The organism is Frateuria sp. (assembly GCF_035944355.1).
Classification (GTDB): domain Bacteria; phylum Pseudomonadota; class Gammaproteobacteria; order Xanthomonadales; family Rhodanobacteraceae; genus Frateuria_A.
In genome coordinates, this window is the sequence record NZ_DASZBH010000014.1 from 331,667 (window position 1) to 352,740 (window position 21,074).

Sequence of the window (21,074 nt, forward strand, 5' to 3'; positions counted from 1 at the left end):
AACCGTTTTCGCATGCGCGTATGTCCTCGAACCGCGCCGCGACGCGGCTTGCCGCCGTGCGCGGGCGTATGCTCCAATGCCTTGGCCGCAAGGCCTACGGGGAACAGGAACACTACATGAGCAACGAGCGTCCGTGGCTGGCCCACTATCCGCATGACGTACCCGCACAGATCGACGTCGACGCCTACGCGTCCGTCGCCGCGGTAGTGGAAGAAGCCTTCGGAAAGTTCCGCGAGCGCCCCGCCTTCTCCAGCTTCGGCAAGGCCCTGAGCTATGGCGAGATCGATACGCTGAGTGGCCAGTTCGCCGGCTACCTCACCGGCGTGCTGGGCCTGAAGAAAGGCGATCGCCTGGCGATCATGCTCCCCAACGTACTGCAGTACCCGATCGCGCTGTTCGGCGCGCTGCGGGCAGGGCTGGTGGTGGTCAACACCAACCCGCTCTATACCGCACGCGAGCTCCGGCACCAGCTGGAGGATTCGGGCGCCAAGGCGATCGTGGTGCTGGACAACTTCGCCGCGACCCTGCAGGAGGTGCTGGCGCAGACCCAGGTGGAGCACGTGGTCACCACCGGCATCGGCGACCTGCTCGGCTTCCCCAAGGGCGCCTTGGTCAACTTCGTGCTCAAGCACGTCAAGAAGATGGTGCCGGCCTATTCCCTGCCCGAAGCGGTGCGTTTCCGCGATGCGCTGGCGCACGGCGCGGCCCATCCGATGCTGCCGGTCGCGCTCAACCACGACGACCTCGCCTTCCTGCAGTACACCGGCGGCACCACCGGCGTGGCCAAGGGCGCGATGCTCAGCCACGGCAACATGGTGGCCAACATGCTGCAGGCCAGCGCCTGGATCGGCGACCTGGCCAAGCCCGGCGAAGAGATCATCATCACCGCGTTGCCGCTGTACCACATCTTCTCGCTGTGCGCGAACGGCCTGGTGTTCATGCGCCTGGGCGGCCTCAACTGGCTGATCACCAACCCGCGCGACATGCCCGGCTTCGTCAAGGAACTGAAGAAATCCGGCTTCACCGCGATCACCGGGGTCAACACGCTGTTCAACGGCCTGCTCAACACGCCCGGCTTCGCCGAGCTGGACTTCTCCCGCCTGCACCTGACCCTGGGCGGCGGCATGGCCGTTCAGCGCGCGGTGGCCGAGCGCTGGAAGAAGACCACCGGCTGCACGCTCGCCGAGGCCTACGGCCTGACCGAGACCTCGCCGGCGGTGTGCATCAACCCCCTGAACCTTGCGGACTACAACGGTTCGATCGGCCTGCCGGTGCCTTCCACGGATGTGGCGATCTGGTCGGAAAGCGACCAGCCGCTGCCGATCGGCGAAGTGGGCGAGCTGATGGTGCGCGGCCCGCAGGTGATGAAAGGCTACTGGCAGCGCCCGGAGGAAACGGCCAAGGTGCTCGGTGCCGACGGCTGGCTGCACACCGGCGATATCGCGCGCATGGACGCGAACGGCTACGTCTACATCGTCGACCGCAAGAAGGACATGATCCTGGTGTCCGGCTTCAACGTGTATCCCAATGAAGTCGAGGACGTGGTCATGCAGCACCCGGGCGTGGCCGAAGTGGCCGCCGTGGGCGTGCCTGACGAACACTCGGGCGAGGTGGTCAAGCTGTTCGTGGTGCGCAAGGATCCCTCGCTCACCGCCGAGGCGCTCAAGCAGTTCTGCCACGAGTACCTGACCGGCTACAAGCGTCCGAGGCTGATCGAGTTCCGCGATGCCTTGCCCAAGTCCAACGTGGGCAAGATCCTGCGCCGCGAGCTGCGCGACGAACAGAAGAAGGCTACGGCCTGAGGGAAGCTGGCAAGCGGGCTATTCGCACTTCGGGATCGGCGCGGCAACTGCCCGTCTCACTCCTCCCGCCAGTGCTCCAGGATGTCCGCGTAGCCGCCCAGCAGGTTCCACAGCGGCACCTGCTTGTCTTCCGGAATGCGCGAATAGGCAAAGCCGATGTGGCGGTCGGAAATGCGCGCCACCGCTGCCTCCAGATGGATGTGCAGGTCGCGGCCGAAGATCATGTCCAGCACCCAGTTCTGCCCCAGTTCGCCCTGCCAGCCCAGCGGCCGGCGCAGCAGCGCGCCGGTGGCCGAGATGTCCACCAGTTCGGTCGGGTGCGACTGCACGCCGTGGCTCATCAGCACGGTCGTCTCGATGCGCATGCGCGCAGGCCGCAGGAATTTCGGGCCCGACTCGTCCGACACGTTGTCTTCGATCGTCATCTAACTCCCCAAGCGAGGCGCGCCTGCGCCCCCTGCGACGTCCCTGCGATCGTACGACGCATCCGGCACTGATCGACAGGGCTGCTGGCGCCCGACCGCGATCTGCTTGCGGCCAGAGCACGCAGCCTGCGCCGCTCCGCCCGAACATGGGCGGCGAGCCGGCCGGCGTCCTTCCGGGCACTACGAAGCAAGTGCCGTGCCATCGCGGGAGCCCCACGACACCATCCCGTAATCGGGGAAGCATGCCCTCGAGGTGCCGTGCTCGGCCTCAGGCGGGACGCGTCGTGTCACAAGCTGCCCAAGCCACGCGGCCCATCCGCGCCAGCCAACTCGCCCGCGGGCCTGGCGCACACTGGCGCGGGCCTGGCGCACACTGGACTTGCCGCAACGCTGCCGCTAACCTGTCGCCATGCGCGGATTCCAGCGTGCGCCGTGCCAGCCGTTCCGGCCACTGCGACACGTATCCCAGGCATCCGGCAGACCGATTTGAACCGTCCCTGGCGCAACGACGCCATCCTGTCGCGGGTGCATGCCGGGAACTCGTGAGTTCCGGCCTGAACTCGATGGCCGCCCGCCTGACCGAACCGCTAGCCTAGCGGCCTCGTCATGCGATATCGCGGCGACGGTTCCGGCCAGGGAAGCGGCGAACCAGCTTGAACGACTGCCGGCCCCAGGCCGCGGTCACGAGGGGGATATCCGTCCGCAGGGCGCCACCCGGGACGACCGCAGTTTTGACGCATTGCCGGCCGCGTGAGCGGCCTCACGACATGCATTGATGAGCACAGATCCGCAGCAGCCGGTCCCACCACCGCAGGACGCCTTCGCGTCGATCCCGCAGCAGCAGGAAATGCCGCTGGCGATCGTGCGTGGCGAACCGCTGCTGCAGATGCCGCAGGACCTGTACATACCGCCGGACGCCTTGGAAGTTTTTCTCGAGGCATTCGAAGGCCCGCTGGACCTGCTGCTTTACCTGATCCGCCGGCAGAATCTGGACATCCTGGACATTCCGATTGCCGAGATCACGCGGCAATACATGGAATACATCGACATGATGCGGGACGTGATGCGGCTGGAGCTGGCGGCCGAGTACCTGCTGATGGCCGCGATCCTGGGCGAGATCAAGTCGCGCCTGCTGCTGCCGCGCCCGCCTGCCGAGGAAGGCCTCGAGGACGATCCGCGCGCCGAACTGGTGCGCCGCCTGCAGGAATACGAGCGCTTCAAGAAGGCCGCCGAGGACATCGACACCCTGCCCCGCGTCGAGCGCGACACCGTGGCGGTCCACGCGGAAGTCGGCGAGCGCAACGTGGTCCGGCTGCCGCCGCCGCTGGACCTGAAGGAAATGCTGCTGGCGCTCAAGGACGTGATGCATCGCGCCGAGCTGTTCGGCCACCACGCGATCAAGCGCGAGGCGCTCAGCGTGCGCCAGCGCATGGGCGAACTGCTGAGCCGGCTCGAAGACGGCGTGTTCCACCGCTTCGAGAGCCTGTTCGACGTCAGCGAAGGGCGCCTGGGCGTGGTGGTGACCTTCCTGTCCGTGCTGGAACTGGCCAAGGAAATGCTGGTGGAGATCGTGCAGGAAGCGCCGCTGGCCCCGATCTACCTCAAGGCGAAGGCCTCGCTGGCCGAGGAAAGCGCCGAACTGCCGGACGACATGCCGGTTTCCGCCGCCGCCGAATAAGGCGCCGGCCCACCCGAAAACCCCTCAGGCCATGCAGATCGAGCAACTCAAACCGATCATCGAAGCGGCCCTGCTCGCCGCCAGCCAGCCGCTCACCGTGGCGCAGCTGGGCGAGCTGTTCGTCGAAGAGGAACAGGTCGACCGCGAGGCGATCGCCCGTGCGCTGGAAGCGCTGGCCGATGACTGCGCCGGCCGCGGCGTCGAATTGAGGGAAGTCGCCTCCGGCTTCCGCTATCAGGTGCGCCAGGACGTGCATCCGTGGGTGTCGCGCATGTGGACCGAGAAGCCCAGCCGCTACTCGCGCGCACTGCTCGAGACGCTGGCGCTGATCGCCTACCGCCAGCCGATCACCCGCCCGGAGATCGAGCAGATCCGCGGCGTGGTGGTGTCCTCCAACATCATCAAGACGCTGGAGGAGCGCGAGTGGATCCGCGTGGTCGGCCACCGCGACGTGCCGGGCCGGCCGGCGCTGTTCGGCACCACCCGCGCCTTCCTGGACTACTTCAACCTCAAATCGCTGGACGAGCTGCCGCCGCTGTCCGAGATCCGCGACATGGAAGACCCGCAACTGCGGCTGGATCAGGAGCCGCTCCCGCCGCGGGTCATCAAGGACCTGCCGATCGACCCGGACGAAGCGAGCGCCGAGGCGGTCGCAGCCGAAGCGTCCGGCGCGCCCTCCCCCACCATGGCCGAGGCCGACCGCGACGCGTCCGTCGACGAGGCACCCATGCCAACCGAAGCCGAGGCCGAACCGGCCGACGCCACCGAAACCACCGCCGCCGCGTCGGATGACCCGGCGCCCACCCCATCCGCCACTGCCGACGAGGCAGCAGCCCAGGCAGGCGTCGACGAAGACGCCGCCGAGCAGGACACCGAGGAGTACCGCGCATGACTGCGCCGCAGAAATCCGTCTTGACCCTCAAGCGCGAGACCCGCGCCGAGGCCACCGCCCCCGCCCTGGAAGAACGCCTGCACAAGGTGCTGGCCAACGCCGGCCTCGGCTCCCGCCGCATGCTGGAGCAACGCATCCAGGCCGGCGAGGTCGAACTCAATGGCGCCCCGGCCGAGATCGGCGCCAGCGTGCACGCCGGCGACCGCGTCGTGCTCGACGGCAAGCAATTCGTCGTCGCCACCGACAATCGCGACGACACCGAGGTGCTGCTCTACCACAAGCCGGAAGGCGTGCTGACCACCCGCGACGACCCCGAAGGCCGCCCGACCGTGTTCGAACAGCTGCCGCGCCTGAAGGGCGCCCGCTGGGTCGCCGTGGGCCGCCTGGACATCAACACCACGGGCCTCTTGCTGCTCACCACCGACGGCGAGCTGGCCAATGCGTTGATGCACCCCAAGAGCGGGCTGGAACGCGAATACCTCTGCCGGGTGCATGGCGAGGTGCCCGACGAGGTGATCGAGAAGCTGAAGGCCGGCGTCGAGCTGGAAGACGGCCCCGCCCGCTTCGATGAAATCGCCATCATCAGCCGTGGCGGCAGCCACAGCTGGTTCCGCGTGGTGATCCGCGAAGGGCGCAACCGTGAGGTGCGCCGCCTGTGGGATTCCCAGGGCTTCCTGGTCAGCCGTCTCAAGCGCATCCGCTACGGCACGGTGGAATTGCCGCGCACGCTGCGGCGCGGCGAATGCGAGACGCTTTCCGAAGAGGCGGTCAAGGATCTGCGCAAGGGCTGCGGCCTGGGCCCGGCCCAGCCGGCGCTCACGCTCAGCCCGGTACTGCACCAGCGCCGTGCCAACCGCAGTGTCACCGAGTACCGTCCCGAACGCGGCGCCACCGGCGGCTGGAGCGGCGCCTATCAGGATGAGGCGCGCGAAATCCGGGCGTTCGACCGCATCCGTGAGGAGCCCGTGCGCGGCAAGCAGCAACGCCGCCGGCCGGGCAAGGAAGTCAACGGCAACGTGGCCCGTCCCGAACGCCCGGCCAACCCCGGCCGGCGCAAGAACAAGCGCGGCGTGGCCCCGGGCCAGGAGCTGCCCTCGGTGCGCACGTGGTTTGCCGGCGAAAGCCGCGAGGGCAGCGGCAGCGGCCGCGGTCACGGCGCTGGAAGCAATCCGGCGGGTGGCAACCGGCGCGGCGGCAAGCCGGCCGGCGCCCGCCATGGCGGCGAAGCGCGCGGCGCCGGCAGCCCCTACGCGGGCTTCGGCGGCGGTGGCGGCAACCGGGGTAACCAAGGCAACCAAGGCAACCGGCAAGGCGCCACGCCGGGCCGGGGTGGTCGCCCGCAGAACCGTGGCAGCCGCCCGCCGGGCCATGGTGGCGGTCGCCCGCCGGGGGGCCGTGGCGGCAACCGGCAAGGCAACCGCTGATACGCCGCCCCGATGAGCGTACGCATCTACCACAACAGCCGCTGCTCCAAGTCGCGCGGCACGCTGGAGCTGCTGCAGGCGCGTGGCATCGAGCCGGAAGTCGTCAACTACCTCGACACGCCACCCAGCGTAGGCGAACTCAAGGCCTTGCTCCGCCTGCTCGGCCTGACGCCCCGGCAACTGCTGCGTACCGGCGAGGCGGAGTATGCGCAGTTGGGCCTGGCTGATCCGACGGTGGACGACGAAGCCATCCTTCAGGCGATGACCACCCATCCGAAGCTGATCGAACGGCCCATCGTGGTCACCGATGGCAAGGCCGCCATCGGCCGGCCGCCGGAGGCGGCGCTGGCGATCCTTCCCTGACCCGGCGCTAACCGCCGCTGGCCTGGCCAGGGGCTTCCACGGGCAAGACCGGGCACCGAGAGGCCATCGCAAGGCATGGCTTCTCGATGCGGTGCGCCGTCAATCGGGTCCCAGCGTGAACGCGTCGGCGTCCATCCAGGCGGGAAACCGCTCGCGGTGGGCAAGCAGCGGCGCCGGGTCCAACCGCACCGCCGCCACCTGTTCCTGCGCGCCCAGCTCGATCACCGTTTCGCCCACCGGATCGATGAGGGCGCTGTCGCCCGCATAAGGCAAGTCGTTGCCGTCCACGCCCACGCGGTTGACTCCCACCACGTAGGCCAGGTTTTCGATCGCCCGCGCGCGCAGCAAGGTGCGCCAGGGCTGGCGGCGCGGCGCCGGCCAGTTGGCCACGAACAGCGCCAGGTCGTAGTCCATCCCGCCGGCGGCGCTTTCCAGCCGGCGGTTGCGCAGCCAAACCGGAAAGCGCAGGTCGTAGCAGACCTGCGGCAGGATGCGCCAGCCTTTCAGCTCGACCACCAGCCGCTCGCGGCCGCCGCCGTAGCGGGTGTGTTCGCCGGCCATGCGGAACAGGTGGCGCTTGTCGTACTGCGCGTGGGTGCCGTCGGGCCGCATCCAGAACAGGCGGTTGTAGACCGTGCCGTTCTCGTTGATCGCCAGGCTGCCGCAGATGACCGCACCCACCTCGGCGGCCAGCGCACGCAGCCAGGCGACGCCCTCGCCGTCCATCGTGCCTGCGCTGGCCTGGGTGTCGTTGCTGAAGCCGGACAGGAAGGTCTCCGGCAACACGATGAGGTCGCTGCCCCTGGCCTGGCGCACCAGTGCCCCGTAGTAGTCGCGGTTGGCCGGCGCGTCGTGCCAGCGCGTGGCGCCCTGCACCAGGCCGACGATCAACGGCTGCATGGTCACAGGCGGCATAGGCGCTCCGCGGCGGCCGCCATGGTCGCGTCGCTCTTGGCGAAGCAAAGGCGCAGCAACCGCGTGCCCGCCGGCTCGGCATAGAAGGGCGTGAGCGGTATGCCCGCCACGCCGCCGTGCTCGACCAGCCAGCGCGAAAAGGCGAGGTCGTCCTCGTCGCGGATCGCCGAATAGTCGACCAGCTGGAAATAGCCTCCGGGCACATCCAGCAGTTTCAGGCGCGAGGGCGCGAGCAGCGCGCGGAAGCGGTCGCGCTTGGCCTGGTAGAAATCGGGCAGCTCGAGGTAGTGGGCCGGATCGCTGGCGAGGATCTCCGCAAACGCCGCCTGCGCCGGATGGAAGGTGCAGAAGGTGAGGTACTGGTGCACCTTGCGGAACTCGGCCGACAGCGCCGCCGGCGCCACCGCATAGCCGACCTTCCAGCCGGTGCAGTGGTAGGTCTTGCCGAAGCTGGAAACCACGATGCTGCGCGCGGCCAGCTCGGCATGGCGCAGCACGCTCTCGTGCCGCGCACCGTCGTAGACGATGTGCTCGTAGACCTCGTCGGAGAGCACTACGATGCCGGTGTCGCGGACGATCTCGGCCAGCGTGTCCAGGTCGTCCGCCGACAGCACGGCACCGGAAGGGTTGTGCGGGCTGTTGATCAGGATCATCCGCGTCTTCGGCGTGATGGCGTCGCGCACGCGTTGCCAGTCGATCGCGAAGTCCGGCAGCGTCAGCGGGATGTGCACGGCACGCGCGCCCTGCAACTCGATCGCCGGCTCGTAGGAATCGTAGGCCGGGTCGAACACGATCACTTCCTCGCCCGCCCGCACGGTCGCGGCGATCGCCGCGAACAGCGCTTCGGTCGCGCCCGAGGTCACGGTGACTTCCGTCGCCGGGTCGATGGACCGCCCGTACAGGCGCTGCGTCTTCAACGCGATCTGTTCGCGCAGCGGCGCCGTGCCGATGCCCGGCGCGTACTGGTTCCTGCCTTCGGCCATCGCGCGCGCCAGCGCGTCGCGCAAGGACTGCGGCGGCTCGAAATCGGGAAAGCCCTGACCCAGGTTCACCGCCCGGTGATCCAGCGCGAGCTGGCTCATCACGCTGAAGATGGTGGTGCCGACCTTGGGAAGCTTGGTATCGATGTTCATGCGTCCGGATGTCTGGAAGGCCAAACGGCAAGCCTAGCACGGCTCACGCCGGCGGCCCGCCGAGCGGAGCCAGCGGGCGCACCTTGCATTGCTCGTGCTTCTGCCGGGTCGCCTCGGGCAGGCGCTCGGCAAGGAAGTCCACCAGCGCACGCACGCCCGGCAGCATGCCGCGCCGGCTGGGATAGACGAAGTGCATGGTGCCTTCGGGCACGCTCCAGTCCGGCAGCACCACCTCCAGTTCCCCGCGCGTGACGGCCGGCGCACAGACGAACTCCGGCAGCAGCGCCACGCCGAGTCCGCGGCGCGCGGCTTCCAGCAGCAGGGCGAATTCCCCGGTGATGAGCCGGGCGCTCATCTCGACCGGCACGCGCTCGCCGTGCGCGTCGATCAATTCCCAGACCTGCGCGCCTTCGTGCTCCTGCATCGACAAGGCCGGCAGCGAGGGAAGCTCGGCGGGCACCCTGGGCCGTCCCACGCGGTCCAGCAGCGCGGGGCTGGCCACCGCCAGCACGCGCGACAGGCCGAAGGTGCGCATGACCAGGTTGGCGTCGCTGTCGAGCCTGCTGCGCACGCGGATGGCGATGTCGTAGCCCTCGCCCACCACGTCCACGCGGCGGTCGCTGGAGAGCACGCGCACTTGCATCTTAGGGTATTGCGCGAGGAAATCCGGCAGCACGTGCGCGACCACCGTCTGCGCCAGCGACACCGGACAGCTCAGCCGCACCACGCCGCGCGGCTCGGCGCGCAATTCGTCGACCGCCTCCTGTGCGGCCCGTGCCTCCTCCAGCACGGCCCGGCAATGCGCATAGAAGCGTTCCCCCACTTCGGTGATCACGAAGCGTCGCGTGGTCCGCTGCAGCAGGCGCACGCCGAGCCGATCCTCCAGCTGCGCAACACGCTTGCTCAGCTTGGACTTGGGCACGCCCAGCGCGCGGCCGGCGGCGGAGAAGCCGTGGTGCTCGACCACCATCGCGAAGTAGTAGAGGTCGTTGAGGTCCTGCAAGGTCCCATCAAGGGTCACGGCATCGTTTCCTTTGAAGAACGACAAGTTCGATATTAGCGGACTTATCAGATCATTGTCGCAAAACTATCTTGGCTTCCGTCGCCGGCCTGCCGGCTTTAGATCGGGAGTCATGCCATGAACCTGCTGCACATCGATTCGAGCGCCCTGGGCAACCATTCGGTCTCCCGCGCACTGACCGCCGACATCGTGGCCCGGTTCAGGCGCAACCGCCCGGAAACGAGCTACCGCTACCGTGACCTGGCGGCGCAGCCGCTGCCGCACTGGTCGCCGGTGGCCGACGCCAGCGATCCGGCCGCGCTGCCGGGCAACGAGGTGATGGAGGAGTTCCTCGCCGCCGACGTGATCGTGCTCGGTGCGCCGATGTACAACTTCGGCATTCCCAGCCAGCTCAAGGCCTGGATCGACCGCGTCGCGGTAGCCGGCAAGACCTTCCGCTACACCGCCAGCGGCCCGGAGGGCCTGGCCGGCGCCAAGCGTGTCATCGTCGCCTCCAGCCGCGGCGGCTTCTACGGCCAGGGCAGCGCCGGCGCGGCGATGGATTTCCAGGAAAACTATCTGCGCGCGGTGCTGGGTTTCCTCGGTATCACCGACGTCGAGTTCGTGCGCGCCGAGGGCGTGGCGGTCAGCGCCGAGCACAAGGACCAGGCGCTGGCGGCGGCCAGGGAGGCCATCGGGACTTTGCTGCCGAAGGCGGCATAGTCCTCCGTTCCCCGCGGGGATTCGCGCGAAACGATGCATCCGAGCCGGACGAGCCCCCTCCATCGGAGGGGGCTCTTCGTATCCCGGCGGGTGGAAAAACCGGACACGGCCCGACACACTCATGGTTTCCCGCAAAGGAAGCCGCGCGCATGAACCGCACCCTGCGTCTGTCCCTGCTCGCCCTGCTGGCCATCGCGCCGGCGCTGCAGGCTGCCGATCTGTACGTGCACAACGTCAAGGGCTACACGCTCGACAGCCAGGGCAAGCTGCAGCGCTTCGACGCGCTGCTGGTCGACGAGGGCAAGGTCGTGGCCACCGGTCCGGATGCGGTGCTGGCCAAGCGCGCAGGCAACGCAAAGGTCGTCGACGGCCACGGCAAGACGCTGCTGCCGGGCCTGATCGATGCACACGGCCACGTGCTCGATCTGGGCTATGCCCTCACCCAGGCCGACCTCACGGGCACGCAATCGCTCGACGCAGCGCTGGAGCGCGTCAAGGCCTACGCCGCCGCCCACCCGGACGCACGCTGGATCACCGGCGGCGGCTGGAATCAGGTGATCTGGAAGCTGGGCCGCTTCCCCACCGCCAAGGAACTGGACGCCGTGGTCTCCGACCGCCCGGTGTGGCTGAGCCGCGTCGATGGCCATGCCGCCTGGGCCAACAGCGCCGCCATAAAACTGGCCGGCATCACCCGCGACACCAAGGACCCGCCCGGCGGACGAATCGAACGCGACGCCCAGGGCAACCCGACCGGCGTCTTCGTCGACGGCGCCACGGCGCTCATCAATGCGCCCGAGCCCACCGACCAGGAACGCGCCGCCGCGCTCGATACCGCGTTGGCCGAGATGGCCAGGGTCGGCCTGACCGGCGTGGACGACGCCGGCATCGACCTGGCGAACTACCGCCTCTACAGGCGCTACGCCGACGAGCACAAGCTCACCGCGCGCATCTACGCCATGGTGAGGGACACCGGCGAGGCGTTCGACACGATCACTGCCGAAGGCCCGCTCGACGGCTACGGCGGCGGCTTCCTCACCGTGCACTCGGTCAAACTGTTCGCCGACGGCGCGCTGGGCAGCCGCGGCGCCGCCCTGCTCAAGCCCTACTCCGACGATCCGCACAACCGTGGGCTGTTGTTCATGAGCCCGGGCACGATGGTTTCGAAGATCGAGAAAGCCTTCGCCAAGGGTTACCAGGTCAACATCCACGCGATCGGCGACGCGGCCAACCATGAAGTGCTCTACAGTTTCACGGCGGCCTACAAGACGCACCCGGAAGCCAAGGCCTTCCGCAACCGCGTCGAACACGCGCAGATCGTCTCGCTGGAGGACATTCCGCGCTTCGTGCCGCTCGGGCTGATCGCCTCGATGCAGCCGACCCATGCCACTTCAGACATGAACATGGCCCAGGATCGCGTGGGGCGCGAACGACTGGAGGGCGCCTATGCATGGCGGCGCTTCCTCGAGCAGGGCACGGTGGTCGCCTTCGGTTCGGATTTTCCGGTCGAATCGCCCAACCCCTTCTTCGGCCTGCATGCCGCGGTCACCCGCCAGGACCACCAGAACCAGCCTCCCGGCGGCTGGTATCCCAGCCAGAAGCTCAGCCTCGTCGAAGCCTTGCGCGCCTTCACCCTGAGCGCCGCCTATGCCGGGCATGCGGAAAAGACCCAGGGCTCGCTGGAACCCGGCAAGTACGCGGACTTCATCTTGGTCGACCGGGACATCTTCGCCATCGACCCGCAGGATCTGTGGAAAACCAAGGTGCTGGGCACCTGGGTCGGCGGCAAGCAGGTGTACCAGGCCGGCGAGTAAGGCTCAAGGAGCGTCTCTTCCACCTCCATGCGCGCCTGCGGTTAGCCCGCCCGTGGGCCAAAGTCGCGCATGCGGACGGAAACAGGAGCGCGAACGCAGGCACCGGCAGCCCGTCCGTGCCGCATCGTCCTGACCCGCCACAAAGGCGGTAATCCTGGTTCGTTGCCCATCCAGGCGGCCTGGACTCCTCGCATCGCCTGGGGAGGCCGCGTGGAAAAGCCGGCGCCCAACGGCCAAGCCGGCCTCCAGGCTTGCGGTCAATCCTTCAAATAACCGCCTTAGTCAACTGAAAGCAAAAGCATTTTCTAAATAGGCCATGAGTCATGGCCCATGGCTTGTTGACATCTTCGAGGATGGTGTTATAGTTCACTACAACACCGGTCCACGAGGTCACTAAGGAGACCCGCCATGAAAGCGCAGAACCTGATCGCCCTGGCCGCCGCCACGCTGTTTACCGCGACGGGCCTGGCCGCCCTGAACACTCCCGTACGCACCGCGCCGGTTTCCGAGATCAACGGCATCCGCGTGGTCGACCTGGCCCCGGTCGAGGTGCGCCCCAGCGCGAGCGAGATGCGCGCGGCGCTGCTGGGCGAGGCGGACCTTTCCAGCGCCGTGCTGGCGCCGGCACTGGACGCGCACGCCGAAGCGAGCGCCACCCTGCTCGGGGCGCAGCTGGCCATGCCCTACTATTCGTTTGGCACCAAGTTCGCCCGTGCCAGCAAGGAATAACGTATGACCATCACCTGGAACGACAGCGTCCCGATCTACCGCCAGCTACGCGAACGCGTGGTGGCGATGATCCTGGATGGCGCCTTGAACGAAGGCGACCCGCTGCCGTCGGTGCGCCAGGTGGCGGCGGATTTCCAGATCAATCCGCTGACCGTGTCCAAGGCGTACCAGGAGCTGGTCGACGATCAACTGGTCGAAAAAAGGAGGGGGCTGGGCATGTTCGTCACCGAGGGGGCCCGCGAGGCCTTGTTGAAATCCGAGCGCGAGCGATTCCTGCGCGAGGAATGGCCGGCCTTGTTCGCGCGTTTGCAGCGCCTTGGGCTGGATCTCAAAACGCTGATGCGCGAAGCGCCGGCCACCACGGAACTGAAGCCATGAGCGCCATCGTCACCGCTCGCAACTTAAGCAAGCGCTACAAGAACACCACCGCGCTGGACGGGGTGAACTTCCAGATCCAATCCGGCCGCATCGTCGGCCTGATCGGCCCCAACGGGGCCGGCAAGACCACGGCGCTCAAGGCGATCCTGGGTCTCACCTCCTTCGAGGGCGAACTCGACGTGCTCGGCTTCGACCCGCGCACGCAGCGCGACAAGCTGATGGAACAGGTCTGCTTCATCGCCGACGTGGCGGTGCTGCCGCGGTGGATCCGCGTGCGCGAGGCGATCGACTTCGTCGCCCACGTGCACCCGCGCTTCGACCGCGCCAAGTGCGAGGCCTTTCTCAAGCGCACCAAGCTCACGCCCGACCAGCGCGTGCGGCAGATGTCCAAGGGCATGATCGTGCAGTTGCACCTGGCCCTGGTGATGGCCATCGACGCCCGCCTGCTGGTGCTGGACGAACCCACGCTCGGCCTGGACATCCTCTACCGCAAGCAGTTCTACCAGAGCCTGCTGGAGGACTATTTCGACGAGAACAAGACGATCATCGTCACCACCCATCAGGTGGAGGAGATCGAACACATCCTCACCGACCTGATGTTCATCCGCGACGGCAAGATCGTGCTGGACACCGACATGGACGCCGTCGGCGAGCGCTTCGCCGAGGTGATGGTCAATGCCGAGAAGGCTCCCGCGGCACGCACGCTGAACCCGCTGGACGAGCGCCAGGTGTTCGGCAAGAGCATCTTTCTGTTCGACGGCGCCGACCGCACGACGCTCGAGAGCCTTGGCGAGATCCGCCGGCCCTCCGTCAGTGATCTGTTCGTCGCCACCATGAAAGGGACCTACGCATGAAAACCCTTGTCGGCAACAACCCGCTCGGAAGCAACATGTACTGGCTCGTCAAACGCGAGTTCTGGGAACACCGCGGCGGCTTCCTGTGGGCGCCGCTGATCACCGGCGCCGTCTTCCTGGTGCTGAACCTGATGGGCATCGTCACCGCCGAGGTGGTGGGCGCCCGGCACGGCATCCATTTCGGCGCGAGCGGCGAGATGCAGCACGTGATTTCGCAGATGGACGCCGGCGACATGAGCCACGTCGGCATGGCGCTGGATATCGCCATGTACTCTTCGATGGCGCTGATCTTCGTGGTGATGGGCTTCGTGGTGTTCTTCTACTGTCTGGGCGCGATCTATGACGAACGCCGCGACCGCAGCATCCTGTTCTGGAAATCGCTGCCGCTGTCGGATTCGCAGACCGTGCTCTCCAAGGTCGCCAGCGCCACCCTCGTGGCGCCGATCATCGCGACGCTGGCTGGCATTGCCGCGGGCATCCTGCAGTTGATGATGGTGGCGGTCACGCTGTCCTTCCACGGCGTCAACGTGTGGCAGTTGCTGCTGCTCGCCCATCCGCTGCGGGTCATGCTCAACATGATCGGCCACATCCCGCTGTACCTGCTGTGGGCCCTGCCCTCGGTCGGCTGGCTGATGGCGTGCTCGGCCTGGGCCCGCACCAAGCCGTTCCTGTGGGCCATCGCCCTGCCGGTTGCCACCGGTCTGCTGGTCACCTGGTTCGGCATCATGGGGCTATTCAACCTGTCCGCCGGATGGTTCTGGCAGAACATCGTGGCCCGCGCCCTGTTCAGCGCCTTCCCCGGCGCCAGCCTGGTCGCCGGCGACGACCTGGTCCGTACCGGCAAGGACAACCTCGACTTCATGAACCTGAGCAACACCTACCACCTGCTCGGCTCGGCCAACCTGTGGATCGGCGTGCTGGTCGGCCTCGGCCTGATCGCCGCAGCCATCTGGTTCCGCCGCTGGCGCGACGACACCTGATCGCGCAAGGCCCGCAGGGCCCGTGACCGCCCGGTTTCCACGTGGATGTACGACGGCCTTCCGTCCCTCGGCCACAACGATCGGCGCGCCGAATTCAACAGACCGCCATGGAGCGAGAATCCGATGAAATCCAAAGCGATCACCAGCGGACTTGCGCTGGCCCTGCTGCTGCCGCTGGTCGCCTGCAGCCAATCCGGCACCGCCGGCTCGGACAACGGACACGGCGTGGCCCAGGCCATGAAGGAAGTCCAGGAACAGACCTCGCCGTCGGCCATATCGGCCGAAATCCATAAGGGAATCGAGCAGGCCAAGCAGGAGCTGGCCACCAAGGACATCGACGTGGACAGCGTCCACGTCGGCGAAGGGTCCCAGCGCCACGACGACTCGCGCCCCAGGGCCGTGATCACGCCTCTCGGCGAGCTGGTGATCGCGGGCAAGAAAGTGGAGGCCACGCCGCAGCAGCATGCCCTGCTGCAGGATTACCGCCAGCAGATCATCGGCATCGCCGAGGCCGGCATGGAGATCGGCGAACACGGCGCCAGCCTGGGCGCCAGTGCAGCCAGGGAGGCGATCTGGGGTGCGCTCAGCGGGAAGAGCGACAAGGAGATCGAGGCCGCCATCCAGCCGCAGACGGACAAGATCCAGGCCGCCGCCGCCCGCCTCTGCCTGCGCATGCCCGGTCTGCTGGCCTCGCAGCAGAAGCTGGCCGCCGCCATGGCCGAGTTCCGGCCCTACGCCACGATGACGCAGAAGGACGTCGACGACTGCGGCAAGGACATGACCGACAAGAACGGCAAGAAGGGCGACGCGGTGTTTTCCGACTGATTCGCCACGATGCCCACGAGCGAACCCGCAAACGCGAACAGGCTGGCCCGCACCGCCGGCCTGCTCTACCTGGTGACGGTGGTCACCGGCATGTTCTACCTGGGCTACGTGCCCTCCCGGTTCTCGGTGCACGCTGACGCCGCAGCGACGGTCGCACGCATTCTCCAGTCGCAGGCCTTGTTCCGCCTGGGCATCGCGGCCGAACTCGTGTGCAACGCCGCCTTCCTGCTGTTGCCGCTGGCGCTGTACCGATTGCTGGAGGGCGCCGGCAGGAAGGCCGCCGTGCTGATGGTCGCCTTCGCCACCGCCAGCGTGCCGGTCGCCTGCGCCAACGTCGTGCACCGTTTCGAGGTTCTCTCGTTGCTCGGCGATGCGGGTTACCTGCAGGCTTTCACGGCCACGCAGCTGCACGCCCAGGCCATGCTGCAGCTTGACGCCTACCGGCACGGCCTGCTCGTGCTGGAGGTCTTCTGGGGCGCCTGGCTGCTGCCGTTCGGCTACCTGGTGTTCAAGTGCGGCTTGCTGCCCCGGCTGCTGGGTGCGCTGCTGGTGCTGGGGGGCCTGGGCTACCTGGTGGATTTCCTGGGCACCCTGCTGCTGCCGTCCTATCCGGCATCGGCCGTGGCCGGCTGCATCATGTTTCCGGCGTCCCTGGGCGAGATCGGTACCTGCCTCTGGTTGCTGGTGGTCGGCGCACGCCCTTTGGCGCGGCTTGCGGACACCAGCCCCGCCTGACCACGCCCCGCTGCGCTCCGACGACAAAGGCCGAACCATGACTCCGATACGCCTGGAAGACCAGAAGATCCACGTGAGGTTCAAGCTGTCCGCGGCGTGGGCGGCGATCATGTCGTGCTACATCTATGGCGATTTCTGGGGCCTGTATCGCCCGGGCAACCTGAAGGACATCCTCGAAGGCGGTGGCCCGCTGGGCCCCACCAGCCAGGGTTCGCTCGTGGCGGTGTCCGTGCTCGTGGCCATTCCTGCGGCCATGATCTTCCTGTCGCTCGCATTGCCTGCGGCTTGGTCGCGCTGGCTCAACCTCGTCATCAGTGCCGCTCTCACCGCGATCATCCTCGCAACCCTGCCGGGCGCGTGGGCGTTCTACGTGTTCATGAGCACAGTGGAGATCGCACTGCAGTTTTGCGTGCTCTGGTACGCCTGGCGCTGGCCGCGGCAGGCGATGGCCTGATTTCCCCACAGGCGCCTTTTTCGGCCGCGCGGCGCCGGCGTCATCCATGTCCGAAAACGGCGAGTCGTGCCGCAGGCATGGTGCTAGCCTGCATCGCATGTCCGCGCCATCAAGCACCCTGCCCGACCACCACGCCTGCGAACAGGCGCGCCTGAGCCGCGATGCGCGTTTCGATGGGCTCTTCTTCACCGCGGTGACCAGCACGCGCATCTATTGCCGCCCGGTCTGCCCCGCGCCATCGCCGAAGGCCGCCAACGTGCGCTACTACGCGAACGCCGCGGCCGCCGAGGCGGATGGTTTCCGGCCGTGCCTGCGCTGCCGGCCGGAACTCGCGCCCGGACACCCGGCCTGGCACCCGGGCGAGCACGTGGTGGCGCGCGCGCTGAAGCTGATCGACGGCGGCGCGCTCGCCGAGGGTTCGCTCGAGGGCCTGGCCGGCCGCGTAGGCGTGGGTGCGCGGCAGTTGCGCCGCCTGTTCGTCGAACATCTGGGCGCGCCGCCGCTGCGCGTGCACACCACGCGCCGGCTGCTGTTCGCCAAGCAGCTGCTGACCGAGACGGCGCTGCCGGTGACCGAGGTCGCGCTCGCTTCCGGCTTCGGCAGCCTGCGCCGTTTCAATGCCGCGTTCACCCAGGCCAACCGCATCGCGCCGCGCGAACTGCGCCGCCGGCCGCACGCCGGCCAGGACGGCGATGCGCTGGTGCTGCGGCTGGGCTACCGGCCGCCGTACGACTTCGACGGCGTGCTGGATTTTTTGCGCTCGCGCGCCCTTCCCGGCATCGAGCAGGTCGACGCGAACGCCTATACACGCGTATTCGGCCCGGCCGAGGCGCCCGGCTGGCTGCGCCTGTCGGCCTGGCCTGACGGCGAGCACGCGCTCAAGCTGGAGCTGCACGGCCCGCAATCCGCGCAACTGTTGCCACTGGTGACGCGCCTGCGGCGCATGTTCGACCTGGACGCCGAACCGCGCGCGATCGCCGCCACGCTGGGCGCCGGCGGCGTGCTCGCCCCGCTGCTGCGCAAGCGTCCTGGCCTGCGCCTGCCCAGTGGCTGGGACGGCTTCGAGATCGCGGTGCGCGCCGTGCTCGGCCAGCAGGTGAGCGTGGCCGCCGCACGCACGCTGGCTTCGCGCACCGTGCAACGCTTTGGCACGCCGCTGGCCACGCCCGTGCTGCCCGGACTGGAGCGGCTGTTCCCGACGCCGGCTCAACTGGCCGACGCGGATCTCTCGCAGATCGGGGTCGTGCGCGCCAGGGCGCAGACCATCCGCGGCATCGCGCAGGCACTGCTGGACGGACGCGCCGATTTCCGCCCCGAGCAGCCGCTGGAGGAATTCGTGGAACGCTGGACCGCGCTGCACGGCATCGGCGAATGGACCGCGCACTACATGGCGATGCGCGCGCTCGGCCATCCGGACGCCTTTCCCGCCGCCGACCTGATCCTGCGCCGCGCTGCCACCGGCGGCACGGGCGAACTCAGCACGCGGACGCTCACCAAGATGGCGCAGGCATGGCGGCCGTGGCGAGCCTACGCAGTGATCCACCTGTGGCGCAGCACGGCCGACCGCGCCGAAGCCGCCAAGGCCGATGACACCCAGCCGGACCATGCGGCCAAGCGAGGAAAGCGCCGATGAGTGCGATCCACTACGACGACCTGCCCACCCCGATCGGCCGCCTGCGCCTGGTCGCCGACGCGCTGGGGCTGCGCGAAGTCTGGTTCGAGACCGGCCGGCACCGGCGCGAACCCGATCCCGCCTGGGTGCGCTCGGCCACCGCGCTCGCCTTCGCCCGCGTGCAACTGGAGGAATACTTCGCCGGAACGCGGCAGGCGTTCGAACTGCCGCTGCATCCGATCGGCACGCCGTTCCAGCTGGCGGTGTGGCAGGAACTGGGCCGCATTCCCTATGGCGCCACCATCAGCTACGGCGAAATGGCGCGTCGCATCGGCCAGCCGCAGGCGGTACGTGCCGTGGGCGCGGCGAACGGACGCAATCCGTTGCCCATCGTGCTGCCCTGCCACCGGGTGATCGGCGCCGACGGCAGCCTCACCGGCTTCGGCGGCGGCCTGCCGACCAAGCGCTTCCTGCTGGCGATGGAGGAAGGCGTGGCGCGCGGCGACCTGTTCGGGTTGGCCGTGCACGCGCCCCGCCCGGTCTAGCGACGCGCCGCCGGCGGATCAACCGCCGCTGCGTGGCGTGGCCGGCTCGCTGGCGGAATGAACCACCGGCGGCGCCACGGTGCTCTGGTAGCGGTCCAGTACGTCCTGCTGGCGCACGCGATAGAGCTCGCGCTGCGCCTGGTCGGCCTGGTCGAGCCTGGCGGCACGCGCCGGGTCGGCAGCGTACGGCTGGCGCAGCGCCTGCATCTGGCGCTCGCGCAGCTGTTCCTCGACCTGATTCTGCTGCAACTGGTCGCGCACCTGCTGCTCACGCATCACCTGCTGGAACCGCGCGTTCGCCGGCGGCTGCACGATGACCACCGGCCGCGGTGGCGGGACTGGCTGGTTGGGCTTGGCTTGCCACGCGCTGGCGACCATCGGCAGCGCGGCGAGCGCGATGGCCCAGAGGCAGAACGATGGATGGGTCTTTAGCGTCATGTGGCGATGCGATGATGCGCGATTGATTCATCGTAAGAGTCCTCCTATGAAAATCCTGTTTCGCCTGCTGTGCTGCCTGGCCTTGGCATTCAGCGCCGGTTGCGCGACGGCGCCGCGCAGCGCGAAGCGGCCCACGCCGCTGCTGCTGATTTCCATCGACGGCTACCGTGCGGACTATCTCGAGCGCGGCCTGTCGCCCACGCTGGACACATTGGCGCGCCATGGCGTGCGGGCCGAGGCGATGCAGCCCTCGTTTCCCTCGCTGACCTTTCCCAACCACTACACCCTGGTGACCGGCCTGCGTCCGGACCGCCACGGCATCGTCGACAACACCATGTACGACGCGCAGTTGGGCAAGTTCTCGCTCGGCAACCGCAAGGCGGTGAGCGACGGACGGTGGTGGGCACAGGGAACGCCACTGTGGGAAACGGCCGATCGGCAGGGCCTGCGCACGGCGACGATGTTCTGGCCGGGTTCCGAAGCCGACATCCATGGCGGTCATCCGGATTACTGGAAGCCCTACGACGGCGCGGTGACGCCGGATGAGCGCGTCGACCAGATCCTGGCCTGGCTCGACCTGCCACCGGAGCAGCGCCCCAGCTTTCTCACTCTGTATTTCGATGCGGTCGACCACGCCGGCCACAGCTATGGCCCCGACGCGCCGCAGGTGGATGCAGCCCTGCGCGAGACCGACCAGGCACTCGCCCGGCTGGTGCAGGGCCTGAAAGCACGCGGCCTGTTCGACCGCATCAACCTGCTCGTGCTGGCCGACCACGGCATGGCCTCGGTGCCGCTGGAGCACAGCGTGCTGATCGAACGGCAGGTCGATCTGGATGACGTGCAGGTCGTGAGCCTCGGCGTGCTGGCGGGCTTCAACCCCAGGCCTGGCCATGACTTCGCCGCAGTCGAGGCCAGGCTGGAACGGCCGCAGCCGCACATGTGGTGCTGGGACAAGACCCGTGTCCCGGCCCGCCTGCTCTATGGCCGCAACCCGCGCGTGCCGCAGCTGCTGTGCCTGGCCGACGTGGGCTGGCGCATCACGACGGCGGATTACCTCGCCTCGCACGCGGGCCACGTCAGCCTGGGCGAGCACGGCTACGACAATGCCGCACCGCAGATGCGGGCCTTGTTTGTCGCCCATGGGCCAGCCTTCCGCGATGGCGTGACGGTGCCCGCCTTCCCCAACGTGGACGTCTACCCGCTGATGACCCATCTGCTGGGCATACCCGCACAGCCCAACGATGGCGACTACCGCGCGGTCGAGGGCATGCTCGTGCCAGCGGCACGCTGACGCATGAGTCCGCTCTCGCTGCAATAGCCGTAACGGCAGGTGCGACGTGGGAGGAAGCTGCGGATGA

General features: G+C 68.2%; 22 protein-coding genes. 17 read left to right on the top strand and 5 right to left on the bottom strand.

Features of this window, described 5'->3' with window-relative positions; genetic code table 11:
• Positions 1-116: 116 nt before the first annotated feature.
• Complete coding sequence (locus VGU03_RS12100; RefSeq protein ID WP_327480820.1) at positions 117-1,802, top strand: AMP-binding protein; 1,686 nt, start codon at positions 117-119, stop codon at positions 1,800-1,802.
• A 56-nt stretch (positions 1,803-1,858) separates the two neighbouring features.
• Here VGU03_RS12100 and VGU03_RS12105 read toward each other — a convergent pair whose 3' ends face one another.
• Positions 1,859-2,227: a PilZ domain-containing protein gene (locus VGU03_RS12105; protein WP_327480821.1), complete on the bottom strand. Its 369-nt coding sequence runs from the start codon at positions 2,225-2,227 to the stop codon at positions 1,859-1,861.
• 775 nt (positions 2,228-3,002) lie between these two features.
• Between VGU03_RS12105 and VGU03_RS12110 the strand changes: the two genes are divergently transcribed.
• The 4 genes from VGU03_RS12110 to arsC are packed head-to-tail and all read left to right on the top strand — an operon-like array spanning position 3,003 to position 6,584.
• Entirely contained in the window at positions 3,003-3,905 is a 903-nt protein-coding gene (locus tag VGU03_RS12110; protein ID WP_327480823.1) for a ScpA family protein, read from the top strand.
• Positions 3,906-3,936: 31 nt separating this feature from the next.
• Positions 3,937-4,797 (top strand): SMC-Scp complex subunit ScpB, encoded by an 861-nt coding sequence (gene scpB / locus VGU03_RS12115; protein WP_327480825.1) that lies wholly within the window; start codon positions 3,937-3,939, stop codon positions 4,795-4,797.
• Positions 4,794-6,221, top strand: a complete 1,428-nt coding sequence (locus VGU03_RS12120; protein WP_327480827.1) for a pseudouridine synthase — start codon at positions 4,794-4,796, stop codon at positions 6,219-6,221. Before scpB ends, VGU03_RS12120 begins: the two co-directional genes overlap by 4 nt.
• A gap of 12 nt (positions 6,222-6,233) precedes the next feature.
• On the top strand, positions 6,234-6,584 hold the full coding sequence (gene arsC / locus VGU03_RS12125; protein WP_327480829.1) for an arsenate reductase (glutaredoxin): 351 nt from the start codon (positions 6,234-6,236) through the stop codon (positions 6,582-6,584).
• Positions 6,585-6,683: 99 nt separating this feature from the next.
• On the opposite strand, the gene VGU03_RS12130 is transcribed toward arsC, so the two are convergent.
• The 3 genes from VGU03_RS12130 to VGU03_RS12140 are packed head-to-tail and all read right to left on the bottom strand — an operon-like array spanning position 6,684 to position 9,653.
• Entirely contained in the window at positions 6,684-7,499 is an 816-nt protein-coding gene (locus VGU03_RS12130) for an amidohydrolase (protein WP_327480831.1), read from the bottom strand.
• Entirely contained in the window at positions 7,487-8,632 is a 1,146-nt protein-coding gene (locus VGU03_RS12135; RefSeq protein WP_327480833.1) for a pyridoxal phosphate-dependent aminotransferase, read from the bottom strand. Before VGU03_RS12135 ends, VGU03_RS12130 begins: the two co-directional genes overlap by 13 nt.
• 43 nt (positions 8,633-8,675) lie before the next feature.
• Positions 8,676-9,653 (bottom strand): LysR substrate-binding domain-containing protein, encoded by a 978-nt coding sequence (locus VGU03_RS12140; RefSeq protein WP_327480835.1) that lies wholly within the window; start codon positions 9,651-9,653, stop codon positions 8,676-8,678.
• A gap of 117 nt (positions 9,654-9,770) precedes the next feature.
• Between VGU03_RS12140 and VGU03_RS12145 the strand changes: the two genes are divergently transcribed.
• The 11 genes from VGU03_RS12145 to VGU03_RS12195 all read left to right on the top strand — a co-directional run bounded on the left by VGU03_RS12145 (position 9,771) and on the right by VGU03_RS12195 (position 19,278).
• Positions 9,771-10,355: an FMN-dependent NADH-azoreductase gene (locus VGU03_RS12145; protein ID WP_327480837.1), complete on the top strand. Its 585-nt coding sequence runs from the start codon at positions 9,771-9,773 to the stop codon at positions 10,353-10,355.
• A gap of 149 nt (positions 10,356-10,504) precedes the next feature.
• Complete coding sequence (locus tag VGU03_RS12150; RefSeq protein WP_327480839.1) at positions 10,505-12,166, top strand: amidohydrolase; 1,662 nt, start codon at positions 10,505-10,507, stop codon at positions 12,164-12,166.
• Positions 12,167-12,574: 408 nt separating this feature from the next.
• Positions 12,575-12,895 (top strand): hypothetical protein, encoded by a 321-nt coding sequence (locus VGU03_RS12155; RefSeq protein WP_327480841.1) that lies wholly within the window; start codon positions 12,575-12,577, stop codon positions 12,893-12,895.
• Between the two features lie 3 nt (positions 12,896-12,898).
• On the top strand, positions 12,899-13,273 hold the full coding sequence (locus tag VGU03_RS12160) for a GntR family transcriptional regulator (protein WP_327480843.1): 375 nt from the start codon (positions 12,899-12,901) through the stop codon (positions 13,271-13,273).
• The gene (locus VGU03_RS12165) at positions 13,270-14,127 is read left to right on the top strand and encodes an ABC transporter ATP-binding protein (RefSeq protein WP_327480845.1); all 858 of its coding nucleotides are present in this window, start codon (positions 13,270-13,272) and stop codon (positions 14,125-14,127) included. The genes VGU03_RS12160 and VGU03_RS12165 overlap by 4 nt, the downstream gene beginning before the upstream one ends.
• Positions 14,124-15,107, top strand: a complete 984-nt coding sequence (locus VGU03_RS12170; RefSeq protein ID WP_327480847.1) for a hypothetical protein — start codon at positions 14,124-14,126, stop codon at positions 15,105-15,107. The genes VGU03_RS12165 and VGU03_RS12170 overlap by 4 nt, the downstream gene beginning before the upstream one ends.
• 123 nt (positions 15,108-15,230) lie before the next feature.
• On the top strand, positions 15,231-15,932 hold the full coding sequence (locus VGU03_RS12175; RefSeq protein ID WP_327480849.1) for a hypothetical protein: 702 nt from the start codon (positions 15,231-15,233) through the stop codon (positions 15,930-15,932).
• 9 nt (positions 15,933-15,941) lie between these two features.
• The gene (locus VGU03_RS12180) at positions 15,942-16,667 is read left to right on the top strand and encodes a DUF4386 domain-containing protein (RefSeq protein WP_327480851.1); all 726 of its coding nucleotides are present in this window, start codon (positions 15,942-15,944) and stop codon (positions 16,665-16,667) included.
• A gap of 37 nt (positions 16,668-16,704) precedes the next feature.
• Complete coding sequence (locus VGU03_RS12185) at positions 16,705-17,121, top strand: DUF6326 family protein (RefSeq protein ID WP_327480853.1); 417 nt, start codon at positions 16,705-16,707, stop codon at positions 17,119-17,121.
• 97 nt (positions 17,122-17,218) lie between these two features.
• Positions 17,219-18,754 carry an AlkA N-terminal domain-containing protein gene (locus tag VGU03_RS12190; RefSeq protein ID WP_327480855.1) on the top strand — a complete coding sequence of 512 codons (1,536 nt, stop codon included), beginning with the start codon at positions 17,219-17,221 and terminating at the stop codon, positions 18,752-18,754.
• Positions 18,751-19,278, top strand: a complete 528-nt coding sequence (locus VGU03_RS12195; protein ID WP_327480857.1) for a methylated-DNA--[protein]-cysteine S-methyltransferase — start codon at positions 18,751-18,753, stop codon at positions 19,276-19,278. Before VGU03_RS12190 ends, VGU03_RS12195 begins: the two co-directional genes overlap by 4 nt.
• An 18-nt stretch (positions 19,279-19,296) precedes the next feature.
• Here VGU03_RS12195 and VGU03_RS12200 read toward each other — a convergent pair whose 3' ends face one another.
• Positions 19,297-19,716: a hypothetical protein gene (locus tag VGU03_RS12200; protein WP_327480859.1), complete on the bottom strand. Its 420-nt coding sequence runs from the start codon at positions 19,714-19,716 to the stop codon at positions 19,297-19,299.
• A gap of 46 nt (positions 19,717-19,762) precedes the next feature.
• On the opposite strand from VGU03_RS12200, the gene VGU03_RS12205 reads away from it, so the two are divergent.
• Positions 19,763-21,007, top strand: a complete 1,245-nt coding sequence (locus tag VGU03_RS12205; RefSeq protein WP_327480862.1) for an ectonucleotide pyrophosphatase/phosphodiesterase — start codon at positions 19,763-19,765, stop codon at positions 21,005-21,007.
• Positions 21,008-21,074: the final 67 nt, after the last annotated feature.